The sequence below is a fragment of the Streptomyces sp. NBC_01257 genome (genome assembly GCF_035917255.1).
Taxonomy (GTDB): Bacteria; Actinomycetota; Actinomycetes; order Streptomycetales; family Streptomycetaceae; genus Streptomyces.
The window spans coordinates 8,200,456-8,217,436 of sequence record NZ_CP108472.1 but is presented as its reverse complement, the minus strand read 5'-3'; the positions used below and the strand labels follow the sequence as shown (position 1 = coordinate 8,217,436).

Below are 16,981 nucleotides of genomic sequence, written 5' to 3'. Positions count from 1 at the left end.
CGGTCACCCCGGCTGCCGGTCGGACCGGAACCTGCCGCCCACGCCCTGACTGTCGGCCGTCCGTGCGACGGCACGGCGAGCCGCGTCGGGGAAGGCCCGTTCCAGCGACTCACGCAGGAGGTCCGCCTCCGCCAGGACTGCCGGATGGTGAGTGGGCGGCAGACTGTCGAGCAGGGCGTCGAACAGCGCGCGCAGCCGTCGGCAGACCTGTACGGACGTAGCCCCGTAGTCGCGGATCTCGCAGACTGCGAGCTGGAGGTAGTCCTCCCACGCTCTCCCCCGCAGCACGAGCCGCGGCCTGCCGTCGTCGCCGGTCAGCACGTACCGGCCGGGGAGCGGGGACTGGCCGATCACGGTGAGGAACGACTCGATGTGGTTGAGGACCTGAACGGCGGTGGTGGGATCGTTGACGGCGGGCGAAAGTGCCCGGATGGCGATGTCGACGAGCACTCGCAGGGCGAAGGCCGGGTCCTGTTCGATCGTCCGCTCCGGGCCGAGCGCGATGAGGTCGGTCACGCGCTCGTCGTCGGGCGTGGACCTGCCGCCGTGGATTTCGACGAGGACGGCGCCCCGGAGGACGTAGTCACCGATCAGGTGGGGCACGGTGAACACGCAGTCGTGGCGCGTGGCGAGTGCCGAGAGGCCGCCTGCATGGAGCGCCTGGATGGCCCCGCCCGCAGTCGCGCGGACGAGGGTCGTGCGACCGTCCCGCACTGCGGCTTCCCCGCCGTGCGGGGCCGAGGCTCTGACCGCCGCTGCCCCGTGCTCGAAGACGTCCTCCCCCATACGGCCGACGAGATCGGCGATGGCGACAGGCCTGAGGTTGTGCGTGAAGCGGTTGAGATAGATGAGCAGGAGCAACAGGCTGACGGCCACAGCCATGCCGGCGAGGGTGACCCCGAAGTCGGGCACCGAATTCGCCTCGATGCTGCGCAGCAGGGAGAAGGCGAAGGCGAATGTGCCGGTGAAGGTGGCCAGCACGGTCTTCTGCAACCGGTCCCGGTACCAGAGCCGCATATATCGTGGGGACAACGTTCCGGTGGCCTGCTGAATGACGAGAACACCGATGGTCACGACGAATCCCAGAAGGGCGATCATCGCCCCGACGATGGAGCTCAGAACTCCGCTCGCCGTCGTCGCGGAATAGCGCCAGCCGCTCGGTGGCCAGTCCGCACTGTCCGCGGTGATGGCCAGTTCGGCCAGGACGACTCCCAGCAGGAGACCGAACAAGGGTGCGATCCACAGGTTCGCTTTCACGTACTGCCGCAGCCGGAATGCGGAGGCCCAGGACATCATGATGCGCACAGTGGCTTCGTCACCTGTCTCACCGCTCGGTGCACTGCTCGATGCGGGGGATCAGCAGGACAACTCTGTCGCCTTCCCCCGGAGTAACCCGCCGCTTCTCGGTGACGGGTTCCAGCCGCAGGTCCTCGTGCACCACGAAGAGGGTCTCGCTCCCGGACGGAAGGGGGGCGGGGGCCGGCTGGACCAGGAACCGCGCGCCCGCCTCGTACCGCGCGGCCAGTGTGTGGCGCACGAGCGATCTGCCGAAGAGGATGTCCCCACCGGTGTAGGGAGCCACGACTCCGTGACTGTCCCGGGGAGGCCCGACCCGATAGACAGGCCCTTCGACGCTGTCCTGCATCACGACAGAGGCGAGCGCGTTGAAGTCGTCGTCGTCCGTGGCCAGGAACACCGCCGTCACCCCCTCCAGGCGGGCACCCGGGTTGGTGGCGGTGGCCAGCAGATCCCCCGTGGCGAGTTGGATACCGGCGTCCGCGATCCGTTGTCGCTCCTCTGCGAGGCCCGCCCACATCAGCAGGTCCAGCCCGGCGGATCGCAGGCTCCTTCCCAGATCCACCACCCACGGCTCGCCGCCCACGAGCAGGATCCGGGTCCCGGCGGGTTTGACGATGCCCAGGATTCTGGCGACCGGTGCCGCGCTCAGGGCGTACAACAGGACCGTGCCGACGATCACGAGAAACGTGACGGGAAGGATTTTCGCGGCCCCGTCGACTCCCCTGTCGACGAGGTTCGCCGAGAATGCCGTAGCCGTGGCTGCCGCGACGATGCCGCGAGGGGCCATCCACCCGACGAAGGCCCGTTCGCCTGGGCTCAGCCCGGCGCGAGCGGTCGACAAGTAGGCGACGAGTGGACGGACCACGAGGACGAGGATGGCGATGAGGGCGAGGGCGGGGAGGAGTACGGGGACGAGGGAGGCAGGTGTGATCGTGGCGGAGATGGAGACGAACAGCAGGCCGATGATCAGCTGCGCCAGGGTCTCGAAGAAGGGGCGCCGCGCGGGCATGTCGAAACCCTTGATGTTGGTGACGGCGAGGCCCGTGACGATGGCGGCGATGAGTCCCGTGTCATCCCTGACGACGTCGGCACCGGCGGACACGGCGATCACCGTGGTCAGCTGGGCCAGCGTCCCGAGCGTCTCACCGAGCCGAAGTGTACGAAGCGTCAGCCACAGGATCGCCGTGCCGACCGCGCCGGCGGCCAGGCCCACGGCCATGCTGAGGGCGAACTGGCCGAGTTGGTAACCCCGGCCGATGTCGATCTGGTGGGTGGTGGCGATGGCGTGGAAGGTCAGGGCACCCAGGATGCCCCCGATGGGGTCGGTGAGGGTCCCTTCCCAGATGAGGATCCGGCGCGTCTTGTCCGTGGGCCGTACGAAGTCGAGAATGGGACCTACGACCGTGGGTCCGGAGACGACGAGGATCACACCGAGCATCGATGCCACTCTGAGGGGCATGTCGAACATCGCCGGTGCCACGGCGGCGGTGATCAGAAACGTGACGAGCACACCGAGCAGCAGCAGCCGTCCGACGATCCCCCGTGTCCGGCCGGTGAGCTTCCGCAGGTTGAGCCCGAGGCCGGCGTCGTAGAGGATCACCGCCACGGCCATCGACACGAGGGCGTCGAAGTTCTGCCCCATCAGCTTGTCGGGATGGACGACGTCCGTCAGCGCTCCTGCCGTGAACCCGGCGGGAAGCAGGATGATGAGTGCGGGAAGGCGCAGCCTGCTCGCCAGGATCTGCGACCCGGTGGCGAGGACCAGGGTCAGTGCGATCCCGAGGTAGATCTCGTCATCTGTCACAACAACTCCTTTCGGCAGGGTGGGCAGGAAACTGTGCTGACGGGTCAGGTGGTGCCCGCTCTGTCTCCACCCCCGGGATCGTCGCCCTGGCGCAGGTCGGCCTCACTGAGTTCTTCGAGATCGCCTCGGGTGTCGAGCCAGTACAGGAAGACGACGGCCGGTACCACGATCACCAGCGCGACCAGGGTGACGAACGCCAGCCAGGTCAGCGTGGTGGATGCGCCGGCACCTTCGGCGACGGTCATCGACGTCGGGAGGAGGTAGGGGCGCTGAGCCAGGCCCCAGGCGAGGACCGCGCAGGCGACGGCGCCGACGGCCGATGCGCGGGCCCAGCCTCCCGGTCTCCGCATGAGCAGCCACGCCGTGTTGAGTGAGGCCGCTCCGGCTGCGATAGCGAAGGCCAGCCCCGCCCCATGAGTGAGCCCGTGCCAGATGTGCGGGGCGTCCTCGCTGGTGACGAACAGGGTGATCAGCGCGAGCACCGCTAGGGCGATGAGGCTCAGTAGCCCGCGCCGCCGGAAGTAGGCGATCAGGTGGGGCGCGTCGAAGCGGCGGGCGTCCCCTGCCAGGAAGACGGCGCCCAGGAAGGCCGTCGCGGCGACGGCGAGCAGGCCGAACATGACGGAGGTGGGGTTGGACCAGGCGTCCGCCGACGCCTCCGTTCCGAGTTTCACCCGGCCTGAGGCCACTCCCCCCACTGCGGCGCCGAGGAAGAACGGCGTCACGAGTGAGGCCAGGGCGAACACGGCACCGTAAAGCCGGCGTTCGGCGAGCTTCCGGGCCACCTTTCGGAAGGCGAAGCCGGCTCCGCGCAGGACCAGGCCCACAGCGGCCAGCGCCAGTGGCAGCCACATGGCGGAGAACACGGCCTGGAAGAGGGTGGGGAAGCCGGTCCACATGATGACGAAGACGAAGATCAGCCAGACGTTGTTGACCTCCCATACGGGTGCCATGGCGTGATCGATGAGCCATCGCGGCTGCTTGCCGCGTTCGGCGCCTCCCGCGGTCAGGTCCCAGAAGCCGGCCCCGTAGTCGGTTCCGCCCGCGCAGGTGTACGCGGCGATGGCCAGCAGCAACACCACTGCCATCAGGTCGGCCGTCACGGCCGTTCACCCTGGGACGGGCCGGTGCAACGGCCGCCACCTGCGGGGACAGCTGTCCGGGGGCCATAGGGGCTGTCTGCCTCCGGCTCATCCGCCGGACGGCCGGCGGCCTGCTCTGCGTCGGCGAGGCGCCATCGGGTGCGCAGCTTCAGCAGGACGGCGAGGAACGAGCCGAAGATGAGCAGGTAGACGACGATCACCAGGCCGAGCATGATCCACAGGGTGGACGAGTGCGTCGCCGTGACCGCCTGAGCAACGCGCATGTTCTGGTACACGATCCAGGGCTGGCGTCCCACCTCGGTCGCGATCCAGCCGCATTCGACAGCCACCACCGAGGCCGGACCGGCGCAGGCCGCGCCGCGGTAGAACCACTTGGAGGCGGGAAGTCTGCGATGCCGCATCCAGACCAGGCCGTACCAGAGCGCGAGGAGCACCAGGGCGGAGCCGATGAGGACCATGATGTCGAAAGCCCAGTGTGCGATCGTCGCCTGGAGGGCCGTGGGCCGTTGGTCCGGCGGTACGGAGGTGAGTCCGACGACCTTGGTGTCCGGGCTGAAGCCGGCGAGGACGGAGTCGAGCAGCGGCACCTTGATGCCGCCCGAGATGGAACCGTCGGAGTGCATGCGGCCGAACAGGTACTCCGGTACGCGGGTGTCGGTCTTCCAGACGATCTCCATGGCCGCGAACTTCACCGGCTGCTTGTGGAACACCGAACGGGCGATGGAGTCGCCGAGAATGAACTGTACCGGGGTCGCCACCGCGGCGATGGTGAAGGGAACGGTGAAGCCGAGACGGTGGTAACGGTCACGACGCCCCCTCAGCCAGCCCACTGCGTAGACCCCAGCCACCACGTAGCCCGCTGTCAGCAGCATGGCCACGACGAAGTGCCAGTACTGCGGCCCGAACATCGGCGTGAAGATCGCCTTCCAGATGTTCACGTCCGTCGGCCGGCCGGCGCTGTCGAGGGAGAAGCCCTGCGGTGTGTTCATCCACGAGTTGGCCGCCAGGATGCCGAAGGCCCCCAGCAGCGCCGCGGCCGGGAGGGGCAGCCCGAGCAGGAAGTGCGTCCGGGGCTTCAGCCGCCGCCACCCGTAGAGGTAGATGGCGATGAGGACCGCTTCGAGGAAGAACGCCCAGGCCTCGACCCCGAAGCCGATTCCGAAGACGTCACCCCATCTGCCCATCATCCCCGGCCAGAGCAGTCCGAATTCGAAGGAGAGCACGGTACCGGTGACGACTCCGACGGCGAACTGGACCGCCATGACCGCCGACCAGCGCCGCGCCAGCAGGAGGGCAGTCGCGTCCTTGTGGCGCAGCCCGCGGTAGTGCATGACCAGGGTGATCAAAGGCAGGGCCACGCCCAGCGGGACCAGGATGATGTGGGAGGCCAGGGTGAAGGCCATGAGTTCCCGGGCCGGCAGGAGTTGATCCGGAGCACTCGCCAGCAGGTGGACCGAGGTGTGCATAACCGCCTTCGCAATGTTCAGGAGCCTGCGGAAGCGGTCAGCCGCCTGTTGCGAATCCGGGGAAGAGCGTCATCCCGCCGTCGACGTAGAGAGTCGTCCCCACGACGTAGTCCATGAGGTCGGACGCGAGAAGGACGACGGCGTGGGCGATGTCCTCGGGGTCCCCGATCCGGTCGTAGGGGATCAGACGCAGGAGGTCGTCCCGGGCCTGCGGCGTCTCCCAGGCACTGCGGTTGATGGGTGTCTTGATCGCCCCGGGCGCGACGGCGTTCACCCGGATCTTGTCCGGTGCGAGCTCTTGGGCCAGGGTCTGCATCATCATCTGCACGCCTCCCTTGGAGGAGGCGTAGTTCACGTGCCCCGCCCAGGGGATGAGCTGGTGCACCGAGCTCATGCAGATGATCTTCCCGGCCGCCCGGGACACCTCGGGGACCACTCCGCGCCGACGGAACTCCTTGGCCGCCTCCCGTGCGCACAGGAACTGGCCTGTGAGGTTGACGTCGAGGACCTTCTGCCACTGGGCGAGAGTCATTTCGGTGAACTTGGCGTCCCGCTGCATGCCTGCATTGGCAACCAGGATGTCGAGGGTCCCGAAATCCTGGACCGTCCGGCCCACCATCGCGGTCACCTGGGGCTCCTGCGACACGTCGGCCTCGTAGGCCACAGCGCGAACCCCGAACGAGGCGATCTCCTCCACTACCTGCTCGGCAGCGTCCCGATTGCTCACGTAGTTCACCGCAACCTGGGCGCCCGCCCGGCCCAGCGCGATGGCGGTGGCCTTGCCGATGCCCGAATTTGCGCCGGTCACCAGAGCTGTCTGGCCCTTCAGCAAGTCGGTCGGCAAAGCCCCCCACGATGCCTCGACGTGAGAATCCACGATGCCCTGTCCCCTCGCTACACCGCTCCGACCCACCCGGCCATTGCCCGGCAGGCGGGGATCAGGCAATCACCAACTCGCCGCTGAGACAGCCTGGCGGGCCGCTCTTGGGCCATCGGGCGGAGCGGTTTCCCCCGGTCGGCTCAGCCGCGGCTCCAGGCGGCGTTCAGGAGGACTGCCATGCCGTGATGCCCCATCGGAGCACATGGGTGCCGCCCGGCTCCAGGATGTCGGGGCCGCGGGCGCTGCGAAAGGCGTCCGGCGGGCAGGACATGGGCTCTACCGCGACGGCTCGGCGGCGTTCGGTCTCCGGAAGCGTGTCACCCGTGTAGATCTGCACGTATCGAGCGCCTTCGCCGAGCCGGACATCCACCCCGTGAGCCCCTGAAGGGTGGGCCAGCCGTACGACGGCCACGTCGCCGTCGGAGCGGTCGAGGCTGAAGGCGGTGTCCAGTCGCCGGGAGCCGATGGGGCGAGCTGTACGGAAGTCGAGGTCCGAACCTTCGACGGGCTCCCGGCCGACCGGCAGGCCCCGGTCGTCGGTGAGGAAGCGCTCCCGGGCGGGAACGGTCAGCACAACCGTGTCGACGGGGCCGGTGCCGAGTGTCAGATACGGATGCTGCCCCACGCCGTAGGGAGCGGGCCCGTCCCCCACGTTGGTGGCGCAGACGACGACGTCGAGGCCGGCGGGCCCAAGCCGGTACTCGGCGGTCACGTCCAGCAGGAAGGGGTAGCCCGGCTGCGGGCGGAGTACGGTACCCAGTCGCAGCGATTCCTCGCTTCGGGCCTGCAACTGCCACGGGACCCAGCGGACGAGGCCGTGGATCGCGTTGCTCTTTTCCGGTTCGGAGAGGGGGAGTTGCAGGTCCACGCCGTCGAAGTGGTAACCGCCGCCGCCTATGCGGTTGGGCCAGGGAATGAGCAGTTGCCCCCTGCCGCCGGTGATGGGTGCATTGGCGGCGAAGCCGTCCAGCAGGGTCCGGCCGTCCACTTCGTAGTGGCGCAGGGCCGCGCCCAGTTGGACCACGACGGCTTTCTGCCCCTTCCACGTCAGGGTCCACTGTTCACCTGTCGGGCTGGCGGGAGTCCCTGCGGGCGGGACCATGGGCTCCGCGGCGCGCCCGTGGGGTGCCCCGCCGGGTGCGGGGAGGCGGAGCAGCAGCGAGGTCAGCGCGGCGACGATCGTCTCCGGCGGCTGATCGATCTCCACCACCAGGGGACGCTCGTCCGGTTGCGGTTCCTCGAAGTCGGCGATCTGGCTCTCCAGCAGGCTCGCCGGGAAGAAGTGGCCTCGTCTGTCGGACAATCGGGAGCGAATCAGCTCCGGTGCGCCATGCAGGTACACCAGGCGCATTTCAGGCCTCCCGGAGAGGAGCCGGTCGCGGTAGGCGCGCTTGAGGGCGGAACAGGTGACGACCGCCGGTTGGTGCGCGGCGATTTCGTGGTCCAGCCATGCCGAGATGGCATCCAGCCAGGGCTCGCGATCACTGTCCGTGAGTGCCTGACCGGCTGCCATCCTGGCGCGGGCGGTCGCGGAGTGGAACTCGTCCGCGTCCCGGTACGACCAGCCGAGCCGCTCGGCGAGAAGCCGGCCCACGGTGGTCTTGCCTGAGCCGGACATGCCGACGACCAGGACCAGCGAGGTCGACGGTCCGCGGACCTCGTCATGGGCGGCGGCCGTCGGTGTCCCGGACGTCAGACCCTCCGGGGGCGCGGAGCCGTGCACACGACACGCACGATCGGAACAGCGGCGAACACCCGGCCGCTGCCGTGACTCGTACGGGGTGCCGTCTGTTCTCTCGTCTCTCGCGTCATGGAGGTTCCTCCGTGTCACGGACGTCCCCGGGAGGGGACCTGTGCCTCCAATCTCGGCCACCCGGCGAGGAGGCGCATCTCGGGTGGAAGGGGGCAGGATGCCCGGGGGGAAGGCGTTCCGCTACACCTGGGCGCACGGAGTGGACGGGGGTGTCTCCTGCTCCGTCCAGATCGTCTTGCCCTCGCCTGTGAAGCGGGCGCCCGCCGGTGGGCGAGCTCGGCACAGACAGGCCGTTTGGTTTGGATCGGCGTACGCAACCGCCGGTCGACCCAATGTCGGTCGATGTTCTCCGCCCTGCCCCCCGCGACCACAGCCTCGTGCGAGACGGCTCCCTTCGCCCCTCCGGCGCGCTGGACAGCGGCAGCAGCGCGAAGGCGGGTGACGCCGGCTCCAAGTCGAACTCGCCCACGTCACCGGCAGCTCACCGAACGTCGGCAGGGCGGCACATATAGGTGGCGGAGAGGTAGTGGGCAAGGAGGATCACCCCAGGGCTACGAGCGCTCTCTGCACCCGCCGCAGGGGGTCCCGGAGTCCATGGAGGCGGAGGCGCCGGCGATGACCGAGTCGAGCTTGTCTCGGGTGCGCGTGAGATCGGCGATGTGCTGGTCGATGTGGCCGCGCTCCACAGCCAGGCGGTCGAGGAGTTCGGGTGTGGCCCTGCCGTCGATGACGCAGGGCGTGAGTTCTGCGATGGTCCTGCTCGACAGGCCGGCGGTGAACAGCTCCCGAACCAGGAGGATCCGTGTGACCGCGGATTCCGGGTAGTGGCGCTGGCCGCTGTTGCTGCGTTCGGCGGTGAGCAGGTTCTGCTCCTCGTAGTACCGCAGGGCCCGGGTGCTGACGCCTGTGCGGCGGGCGAGTTCCCCAATGCGCATCCCGAGCTCCATGTGATCCACGCCACAACGACTTGCCTTTGACGTCAACGTTACGTTTTAGCGTAGCCGACATCACCCGGGGGCTTTCGCCCGATACGTCTCGGGTCGACGCCGGACGCATCCTCGACCTCAAGACCACCTGACCCGCCACCCGCACCACGCCGGAGAGAAGCACGCACATGACCACCCACCGGACGACCGGGCTCACCGGCCCCGCTCCCACACCGATCATGACGGTCAAGCCGATCGCACTGCCCGCCCCCGAGCGCGGCCAGGACCTGCACGTACGCGTTTCCGCCCCGCTCACTGGTACACGCCTGCCGATCGTGCTCCTTGCACACGGGTTCGGCTCCGACCTGGACGGCTACGCACCTCTGGTCGACCACTGGTCCTCTCACGGCTTCGTGGTGATCCAAGCCACGCATCTCGACTCCAAGCGGGTCTCCATGGCTGCGGACGACCCCCGCAGGCCCCACCTGTGGCGCTACCGCCTGCGGGACATGAAACAGATCCTGGACGAGCTCAGGACACTGGAGACATCCGTGCCCGGCCTCTCCGGCCGGGTCGATCACAGCCGCGTCGTCGCAGCGGGCCACTCCTTCGGGGGCCAGACCGCGGGCATCCTCGTAGGCCTGCGCGTCACCGACCCCCGGACCGGCACCGCCGACGACCTGTCCGACTCCCGGGTCATGGCCAGCATCCAACTGGCCACGGCCGGCAAGGGCGGCGACGAACTGACCCCCTTCGCCCACGAGAACCTTCCCTGGCTCCGCGACCAGGACTTCTCCCACATCACCGCCCCCGGACTGGTGGTCGCCGGCGACAAGGACGACCTCCCGCTCACCACCCGGGGACCCGCCTGGACAAGCGACCCCTACACCCTCAGCCGCGGCAACAAGAGCCTGCTCACCGTCCACGGCGGCGAGCACTTCCTCGGCGGCATCTCCGGCTACCGGGCCGCAGAGACCACCGACGAGGACCCCAGCCGCGTCGCCCTCGTCCAGCAGGTCACCCTCGCCTACCTACGCCACATCACCGGCATCGACGACACCGACTGGCAGATCGCCCGCTCCGTCCTCGCCGAAGGTCACCCGCTGGGGCGATTGGAGAGCAAGTGACTCTCGGCGGTTGAATGCACGCCTTCGCCCACCCAGTGCCCCACCCGCCCCGCGTGGGTCGACCACACCGGCGCCCCTCTTGGATCAAAGAAGCAAGAATCAGAGAAGCAAGATCAGGGCCCGCATCTCAACCCCCACCTACGCTCTTCGGGTACGCGCCGGGCCGCGGTCTCACTCGCCGGTGAGGTCCTTCACGTACCGGTGGGCCGGCACCAGCACCGGCTCGTCCCGGCCGGGTGCGTGATGATCGAAGAGGCCCTCGTCCCGCCAGCCCTGACGTGCGTAGAAGCGGCGGGCACGGGAGTTGCCGGCCACCACTGCGAGCCAGGCCTGCCGGTAGCCGGCCGTCGCAACCCGTTCCTCGGCGGCGGACAACAGGGCGGAAGCGACGGCTGTGCCACGGTGAGGGGCATCGACGTAGACCTGCTCGACCTCGTCACCGGCCACCATGATGAAGCCCGCCACCTGGCCGCCCACTACGGCGACGACCGTATCCATGACGCGCTGTGCGGCACGTACGTCGAACGAGTTGCGGGGGCGGGCTTCGACCAATGCGTCGGGCACGTTGCCCAGGTGGCCGTCACCCCATCCCTGGTACCAGATGCCGGCGACGGCCTCGGCGTCGCCGGGACGTGCGGGCCTCAGTTCCAGGGGGCGGATATCGGGGCTCATGAGGTCATCCAACCGCATGAGCCTCCCGGATACCGCCCCCTTTCCGCGGTAGTCGGGCCCGCCCGAGCCGACCGCGAAGCCCACGGCGTGAGCAGCAGCGCATCGCAGCTCAGAAGGATTTCTGCGCCCGTTCGACGAGTTCTCGGGGTGCCTGGTCGGGCCGGGACTGCCTGCGTCCGACGGTCGCGCACGGAGAAGGAGGACAATTGCGAGCAGTCCGGCACGACGCACGATGTGACATCACCGGGAGCAGTAGTGATCAAAGTCGAACGAGTCATGCACTCAAGCCGATCGCGCGACGCGATCGTGGCCTACATGGCCGACTTCGCCCACGCGGAACAGTGGGACCCGGGCACCCTCACCTGTCGGCCGACCGACGCCGATGCGCCGCTGGGGGTGGGTACGGAGTGGCTCAACGTGTCCTCGTTCCGCGGGCGCCGCACAGAGCTTCGCTACGAACTGACGCGGATGAGCGACGACCGGCTCACCTTCGTCGGGCGCAACAAGACTGCGACGTCGACGGACGACCTGCATTTCGAGCCGCACTCCGGCGGCACCCGTATCACCTACCGCGCCCAGGTCGAATTCCACGGGATCGCCCGACTGGCGACGCCGCTCCTGAAGAGGGAGTTCGAGCGCTTGGGGGATGAAGTGTCCGAACAGCTACCGGCAACACTCCAACAGGCACTGGACCCCTCCGCCCCCGGGCCGCAACAGCCCTGACCTGGCTACCCGCAGAGCTGCGTTCAGCGAGGACAGCGGAGCGGCGGGGCGTCGGCGCGGCGGCGGGCGTCTTGTCATCGCAGGTGGGATGCGTGCCGACACCATCACAGAGCGAATATGCGGGTGACGAAGAAGGCCGCGATGAGGATCGCGCCAATGACAATGAGCCCCAGCCATATTTTGGGGTGCTCCCACATGCCTCCGTCTGCGCGCTCTTCATGGGCTTCGGCGATGCAGCCCTCTACTGGAGGGGTCTCGCCCGGAGGTACGAGGTACTGAGCCATGATTCAAGGGTGGCGCCATTCACCCGTTTGCGCACTTCCGTCCGGTCTACGGTAGTGAGGGAGCCGCCACCCAGCGTGGCCGGCGATGCCTGAAGGAGACAGCACCGAGTGCGCAGGGCTGCCCACCGATTCGGAAGGAGCCCTCCTGCCCGGCCTCGCCGTCAGCCGCGCCGCGGGGCGCTCGCAGGCGGCACCCTTCCGGACCCGCGCGGCCGACGGCTCCTCCGGCGCGGGGGTTACGGCTTGCGTCCCACTGCCACGTACCCCGCGCTGATGATGTCCTCCTGGCCGGGTACCGGTTCACCGAGTTCGGGGTGCCAGGCCTCGGCGGCCACGATGCCGGGCTCGACCACGTCGAGTCCGGTGAAGAACGCGGCGAACTCATCGCGCTTGCGCGGCACCAGCGTGAGCGCCTTGGCCTTGTACATCTCGTCGACCTTGCGTGCCTCCTCCGGATGGAAGTCGGCGGTGAGGTGCGAGATCACCAGGTGACTGCCCGGCGCCAGTACGTCGGTCAGCCTGCTCACCAGCTCGTAGGCGCCGTCCTCGTCACTCACGAAGTGCAGCAGCGAGATCAACGAGAGCGCGACAGGACGGCTGAAGTCGAGTGTCTTTCCCGCGTGTTCGAGGATGGAGTCCACGTCCCGCGCGTCGGCCTGCACGTAGTCGATGACGCCCTCCGGGGTGCCGTTCAGCAGGGCTTCGGCGTGGGCCAGCACGATCGGATCGTTGTCGCAGTAGACGACCCGGGTGGTGGGCGCCGCCTGCTGGGCCACCTGGTGGAGGTTGGGCTCGGTGGGTATCCCGGTCCCGATGTCGAGGAACTGCCGGATGCCCTGGCTTGTCAGCCAGCGGGTGGCACGGTGCATGAAGGCGCGGTTCACCTTCGCCATCACCGGGACGCCCGGTTCGACCGCGAGCATCTGCCGGCCCATCGCCTCGTCCACCGGGTAGTTGTCCTTGCCGCCGAGGAACCAGTCGTACATCCGCGCGGGATGCGGCTTGCTGGTGTCGATGTGCAGCGAGGTGGCGTCGTTCTCCGGTCGGGACATGGCGAACTCCAGGGTACGGAAGGCAGTTGATAATCAGCTCGACGACAGAATAAGCAACTTGTGTGCGCGGCGGCGGCCCGGAACGTGTCGGCGGGCGTCCCGGACGCACTGGCGTCCGGGACGGGTTACCGGCACGCGATCGGATCGGAAGCCCCGCGAAGGGCTTTCGCCGTCCGGTCAGACCTGGTCGAGGATCCGGCCGATCAGGTACCGGGCGGCCTCGGTGACCGCCGCTGCGCCGAACCGGAGGACCAGGGCGGTGGTCAGGCGGCGCAACGACGTGGCCGCGCGGCGGGCGCGGTTGTTCCGGTGGGCGGACTCGGACCTACGGTTCATGGCGGGCTCCCGGGTCTGATGCCGACTGCCGGGGCGGCGGTCGGCTGGGCACCCATGACCGCGCTTCCGGGGGGTTTCCTGCGAAGCCGCACACCCGCTCCGAGCGCCAACTAGCCTGGTCAGCAACGGAATGTGCACCTTCCGGAGGGGGCTCATCTCCGGAAGCAACGGGGGCCGGGGAGTAATGGACACTGCTGCGGGGCGGTTCTGGAAGCACGTGCGCCATGTGTACGAAGCGGCTGGGTCTCCTGCGCTGTCCCGGCTCGAGGTGCTGGCGCGGGATCTCGGTCTGCCGCGGAAGGCCGACGGACCGACCCGGCGGCCCGCAGCGGCGGGACCCGGAAGATCGACGCAGTACGCGGCCGGAAAGTCCGCGATCAGCGCCTGGCTCAACGGCGAGAGCGTGCCCGCACCCGACCGCGACGCCCACTTCCTCGCCGTGATCCGCTTCCTCGAAGGCCGCGCACAGGACAAGGGCGGCTACCGGGCCCTGCGCCCGGGCGCCTGGCAGCAGTTGCTCGCCCAGGCACGGGCCGAGCGCGAGGAGTCCCGCGGCGGCCGGACGGCGGCGAGGCGCGAGGCCGATGTCCAGGGGCCGGTCAGCCTCCCGCCGCCCCCTCTCGGATTCACCGGCCGCGAGGCGGAGGCCGAGAGGATCCTCTCGTGGCTCGGCCCGGTACCCGAGGCCGCCCCGGAGGAGGGCGGACCGTCCTCAGCCGTCTGTGTCGTGTCGGGCATGGGCGGGGTCGGCAAGACCGCGCTCGCCCTGCATGCCGCTCACCGCGCGCGGAACGTGTTCACGGGAGGCGTGCTCTTCGCGGATCTGCACGGCTATATGACGGACCATGAGGTGGAGGCCACAGCGGTCGTCGACCGCCTCCTGCGCATGGTCGGCGTCAGGGACAAGGACCTGCCGGCCACCTCGGACGGCAAGCGGGACGCCTGGCACCTGGCCCTGAACGGCCTGGCCGGGGAGGGCCGTCCGCTGCTGGTGGTCCTGGACAATGTCCGCAAGGTCACTCAGATAGCCGACCTGCTGCCCGCCCAGCCGCATCGCATGCTCGTCATCAGCCGTCACACGCTCGCCGCGCTTCCTGCCCGGCGCATCGAGCTGGACCCGCTGTCCGCGGACGAGGGCGTCAGGCTGCTGGACCGGGCGTTGCGCGAGGGTGACACCGACGACGTCCGCGTCACCGCCCGGCCCTCCGACGCACGCCATCTGGTCGAGCTGTGCGGGAAGCTTCCGTTGTCCCTGCGGATCATCGCGGCCCTGCTGCGTGACGAACCCGCCCGTCCCCTGTCCGGCCAGGCGGAGGAACTGGCCGACGCCCGCACGCGCCTGGACGCCCTGCAGTACGAGGACACCGACGAACACGGCAGTCCCCTGGCCGTCCGGGCATGCTTCGATCTGTCCTACCGGCATCTGAACGGGCCGCAGAAGAGGACGTTTCGGCTGCTCGCCGCCGCCCCCGGGCCCGACATCTCCACCGAGGCGGCCACCGCCCTTCTGGAGGAGGGCTCTGCCCGGCGACTGCTGGCCGATCTCGCGCGGGCCCATCTCCTGCAGAGCACGTCCGCCGACCGCTGGTCGCTGCACGATCTCATCCGGCTGTACGGCGAGGAGCTCGGCCGGGCCCACCTCGGCGACGACCGGCGCGATGCCGCCATGGACCGGCTCCTGGACCACTACCTCTCCCTTGCCCGCGCGGCGGACGCCCTGATCGCCGGCGACGAGGACACCGCCGTCCCGGCCCTGTTCGCCGGACGGGAGCAGGCGCTCGCATGGCTGGATACCGAACGGGCCGCTGTCGTCGCCGCGGCCGTGTGCCCTGCCGCGCGCGGCCACGCCGCGGCCACCGAGCTGGCCACCGCCCTGACCCGCTACTGCATCGGGTGCCGGCACTTCGACGAACTGAACGTTCTCACCGAGGCCGCCGCGGAGGTCCTCGGCGAACGGGGGGACCGGGCCGGCCAGGCCGTGGCCCTGAACAATCTCGGCAACGGCCTGACGCGTGTGCGGCGGTTCGAGGACGCCGTGACAGCCCACGAGTCGGCCGTCGCTCTGTGGCACGGCCTCGGAGATCCGTACGGCGAAGCGACCGGGACGGCCAACCTGGGCCGTGATCTGCTGGACCTGCGCAGGTACCAGCAGTCCATCGAAGCCCAGAGCCGTGCGGCCGAGGCCTTCCGCGAGCTGGGCGACCCACGCGGCGAAGCCGCCGCGCTGGACAACCTGGGGAGCGCTCTGGTGGCATGCGGGCGTTCCAAGGAGGCGATCGACGCCCACAGTGCCGCGTTCGAACTCTGCCGCGAGATCGACGACCGGCACGGTATGGCCGGTGGGATGAGTCTTCTCGGCCATGCCCTCGACAGGGCGCACCGGTACGAGGAGGCCGCGCGCTTCCACGGCACGGCAGCGGATCTCCACCGTTCGCTCGGCGACCGGCGGAGCGAGGCGGGAGCGCTGGGAGGGCTCGGCGACGCCCTCAGGAAATCGGGCCGCCACGGCGAGGCGTTCGCCGCCTACAACGCGGGCCTCGGTATCTGCCGTGAGATCGGCGACCGGCAGGGCGAGGCCCAGGCGCTCAACCGGCTCGGGCATGCCTCCATGGCGGTGCGGCGGACCGACGAAGCCGTGGGCACCCACATGGCCGCCATCGGCATCGACCGTGAACGCGGCGACCTGCATGCGGAGAACACCTCGCTCAGCGGCGCGGGCCATGTGCTCACGGACGCGCACCGGTACGAGGAGGCCGTTGACGTGTACGAGCGGCAGGTGGCCGTCTGTCAGGAACTCGGTGACCGGCGGAGCGAGGCCGACGCGTGGGGAAGCCTCGGTCTCGCGTTGCAGGCGGCGGGCAGGCCGCAGGAGTCCATTGACGCTCAGGCCAACTGCGTTGCCGTGCACCGGGAACTCGGCGACGCGCACGGGGAGGTGATGGGGCTCAATGGGCTGGGTATCACCCTGGAGGAGGCCGGCCGCCTCGACGAGGCGATCGAGGCGCGTACCCGGGCGCTCCACCTGTCCCGCACCCTCGGCGTACGCCGTGACGAGGGCATCGCTCTGGACGGGTTGGGCAGCGCCTTCACGCGGAGCGGGCGCTGCGAGGAGGCGATCGACGCCCATACCGCCGCCGTCGAGATATTCCGCGCACTCAACGACTCGGAGTGCGAAGCCATGGCCCTGCACGGGCTCGGCGGCGCCCTCCAGGCGGCCGGCCGGTTCGAGGAGGCCGTGGATGCCCATGCCCGGGACGTGGAGATCTGCCGGGAGCGGGGCGAACAGCGGCTGGAGGCGATGGCGTTGGGCAGCTTCGGCGAAGCACTCGTGAGAGCGCGCAGGTTCCGGGAGGCGGTTGACGCCTACACGACAGCCGCGGGCCTCTTCCGTGCACGCGGTGACCGGGGCGGTGAGGACAGGGCGATGAGCGGGCTCAGGCAGGCGCAGGAGGCCGTTGCGGCATCGGCGGACAACGGTGACACACCGACGCCGCCCCGGTAGACGGGGGTTCGCAGACGCTCAGGCCGCGCAGCAGCCGCCACTGCTGGTTGGCGC

Annotated in this window: 14 protein-coding genes; 3 read left to right on the top strand and 11 right to left on the bottom strand. The window is 69.4% G+C overall.

From position 1 onward, the window contains the following. Window positions 1-3 precede the first annotated feature (3 nt). The 7 genes from OG408_RS35775 to OG408_RS35745 all read right to left on the bottom strand — a co-directional run bounded on the left by OG408_RS35775 (window position 4) and on the right by OG408_RS35745 (window position 9,240). The gene (locus OG408_RS35775) at window positions 4-1,296 is read right to left on the bottom strand and encodes a DUF2254 domain-containing protein (protein WP_326673727.1); all 1,293 of its coding nucleotides are present in this window, start codon (window positions 1,294-1,296) and stop codon (window positions 4-6) included. 28 nt (window positions 1,297-1,324) lie between these two features. Continuing rightward, window positions 1,325-3,103, bottom strand: a complete 1,779-nt coding sequence (locus tag OG408_RS35770) for a cation:proton antiporter (RefSeq protein ID WP_326673726.1) — start codon at window positions 3,101-3,103, stop codon at window positions 1,325-1,327. Between the two features lie 44 nt (window positions 3,104-3,147). After that, window positions 3,148-4,206, bottom strand: a complete 1,059-nt coding sequence (locus OG408_RS35765) for a cytochrome d ubiquinol oxidase subunit II (RefSeq protein WP_266785833.1) — start codon at window positions 4,204-4,206, stop codon at window positions 3,148-3,150. Further along, complete coding sequence (locus OG408_RS35760) at window positions 4,203-5,672, bottom strand: cytochrome ubiquinol oxidase subunit I (RefSeq protein ID WP_326673725.1); 1,470 nt, start codon at window positions 5,670-5,672, stop codon at window positions 4,203-4,205. The genes OG408_RS35765 and OG408_RS35760 overlap by 4 nt, the downstream gene beginning before the upstream one ends. A gap of 37 nt (window positions 5,673-5,709) precedes the next feature. After that, window positions 5,710-6,516 (bottom strand): SDR family oxidoreductase, encoded by an 807-nt coding sequence (locus OG408_RS35755; RefSeq protein ID WP_266785829.1) that lies wholly within the window; start codon window positions 6,514-6,516, stop codon window positions 5,710-5,712. 199 nt (window positions 6,517-6,715) lie between these two features. Next, window positions 6,716-8,275 (bottom strand): gluconokinase, GntK/IdnK-type, encoded by a 1,560-nt coding sequence (locus tag OG408_RS35750; RefSeq protein WP_326673724.1) that lies wholly within the window; start codon window positions 8,273-8,275, stop codon window positions 6,716-6,718. A 581-nt stretch (window positions 8,276-8,856) separates the two neighbouring features. Further along, window positions 8,857-9,240 carry a MerR family transcriptional regulator gene (locus OG408_RS35745; RefSeq protein ID WP_266785825.1) on the bottom strand — a complete coding sequence of 128 codons (384 nt, stop codon included), beginning with the start codon at window positions 9,238-9,240 and terminating at the stop codon, window positions 8,857-8,859. A gap of 179 nt (window positions 9,241-9,419) precedes the next feature. On the opposite strand from OG408_RS35745, the gene OG408_RS35740 reads away from it, so the two are divergent. Further along, a complete protein-coding gene (locus OG408_RS35740; RefSeq protein WP_266785823.1) occupies window positions 9,420-10,358 on the top strand; it encodes an alpha/beta hydrolase family protein in 939 nt (312 codons plus the stop codon). A 171-nt stretch (window positions 10,359-10,529) separates the two neighbouring features. Here the strand turns inward: OG408_RS35740 and OG408_RS35735 are convergent, their stop codons facing one another. Then, entirely contained in the window at window positions 10,530-11,030 is a 501-nt protein-coding gene (locus OG408_RS35735) for a GNAT family N-acetyltransferase (protein WP_266785821.1), read from the bottom strand. Between the two features lie 255 nt (window positions 11,031-11,285). Here OG408_RS35735 and OG408_RS35730 point away from each other — a divergent pair, with 255 nt between their 5' ends. Then, window positions 11,286-11,753: an SRPBCC family protein gene (locus OG408_RS35730; protein WP_285569529.1), complete on the top strand. Its 468-nt coding sequence runs from the start codon at window positions 11,286-11,288 to the stop codon at window positions 11,751-11,753. Between the two features lie 104 nt (window positions 11,754-11,857). On the opposite strand, the gene OG408_RS35725 is transcribed toward OG408_RS35730, so the two are convergent. From OG408_RS35725 to OG408_RS35715, 3 genes are all read right to left on the bottom strand, one after another. Continuing rightward, the gene (locus tag OG408_RS35725) at window positions 11,858-12,037 is read right to left on the bottom strand and encodes a DUF6480 family protein (RefSeq protein ID WP_266785817.1); all 180 of its coding nucleotides are present in this window, start codon (window positions 12,035-12,037) and stop codon (window positions 11,858-11,860) included. Between the two features lie 236 nt (window positions 12,038-12,273). Continuing rightward, a complete protein-coding gene (locus tag OG408_RS35720; RefSeq protein ID WP_266785815.1) occupies window positions 12,274-13,089 on the bottom strand; it encodes an SAM-dependent methyltransferase in 816 nt (271 codons plus the stop codon). 177 nt (window positions 13,090-13,266) lie between these two features. Further along, entirely contained in the window at window positions 13,267-13,425 is a 159-nt protein-coding gene (locus OG408_RS35715; RefSeq protein ID WP_326673723.1) for a hypothetical protein, read from the bottom strand. A gap of 184 nt (window positions 13,426-13,609) precedes the next feature. Between OG408_RS35715 and OG408_RS35710 the strand changes: the two genes are divergently transcribed. Next, a complete protein-coding gene (locus tag OG408_RS35710) occupies window positions 13,610-16,927 on the top strand; it encodes a tetratricopeptide repeat protein (RefSeq protein ID WP_326673722.1) in 3,318 nt (1,105 codons plus the stop codon). The last annotated feature ends 54 nt before the right edge of the window (window positions 16,928-16,981 follow it).

What these genes read in the sequence shown, in the direction of transcription:
- OG408_RS35775 (WP_326673727.1), bottom strand. Translation starts at nt 1,296, where the DNA reads ATGATGTCCTGGGCCTCCGCATTCCGGCTGCGGCAGTACGTGAAAGCG.
- OG408_RS35740 (WP_266785823.1), top strand. Translation starts at nt 9,420, where the DNA reads ATGACCACCCACCGGACGACCGGGCTCACCGGCCCCGCTCCCACACCG.
- OG408_RS35715 (WP_326673723.1), bottom strand. Translation starts at nt 13,425, where the DNA reads ATGAACCGTAGGTCCGAGTCCGCCCACCGGAACAACCGCGCCCGCCGC.
- OG408_RS35720 (WP_266785815.1), bottom strand. Translation starts at nt 13,089, where the DNA reads ATGTCCCGACCGGAGAACGACGCCACCTCGCTGCACATCGACACCAGC.
- OG408_RS35745 (WP_266785825.1), bottom strand. Translation starts at nt 9,240, where the DNA reads ATGCGCATTGGGGAACTCGCCCGCCGCACAGGCGTCAGCACCCGGGCC.
- OG408_RS35710 (WP_326673722.1), top strand. Translation starts at nt 13,610, where the DNA reads ATGGACACTGCTGCGGGGCGGTTCTGGAAGCACGTGCGCCATGTGTAC.
- OG408_RS35735 (WP_266785821.1), bottom strand. Translation starts at nt 11,030, where the DNA reads ATGAGCCCCGATATCCGCCCCCTGGAACTGAGGCCCGCACGTCCCGGC.
- OG408_RS35760 (WP_326673725.1), bottom strand. Translation starts at nt 5,672, where the DNA reads ATGCACACCTCGGTCCACCTGCTGGCGAGTGCTCCGGATCAACTCCTG.
- OG408_RS35725 (WP_266785817.1), bottom strand. Translation starts at nt 12,037, where the DNA reads ATGGCTCAGTACCTCGTACCTCCGGGCGAGACCCCTCCAGTAGAGGGC.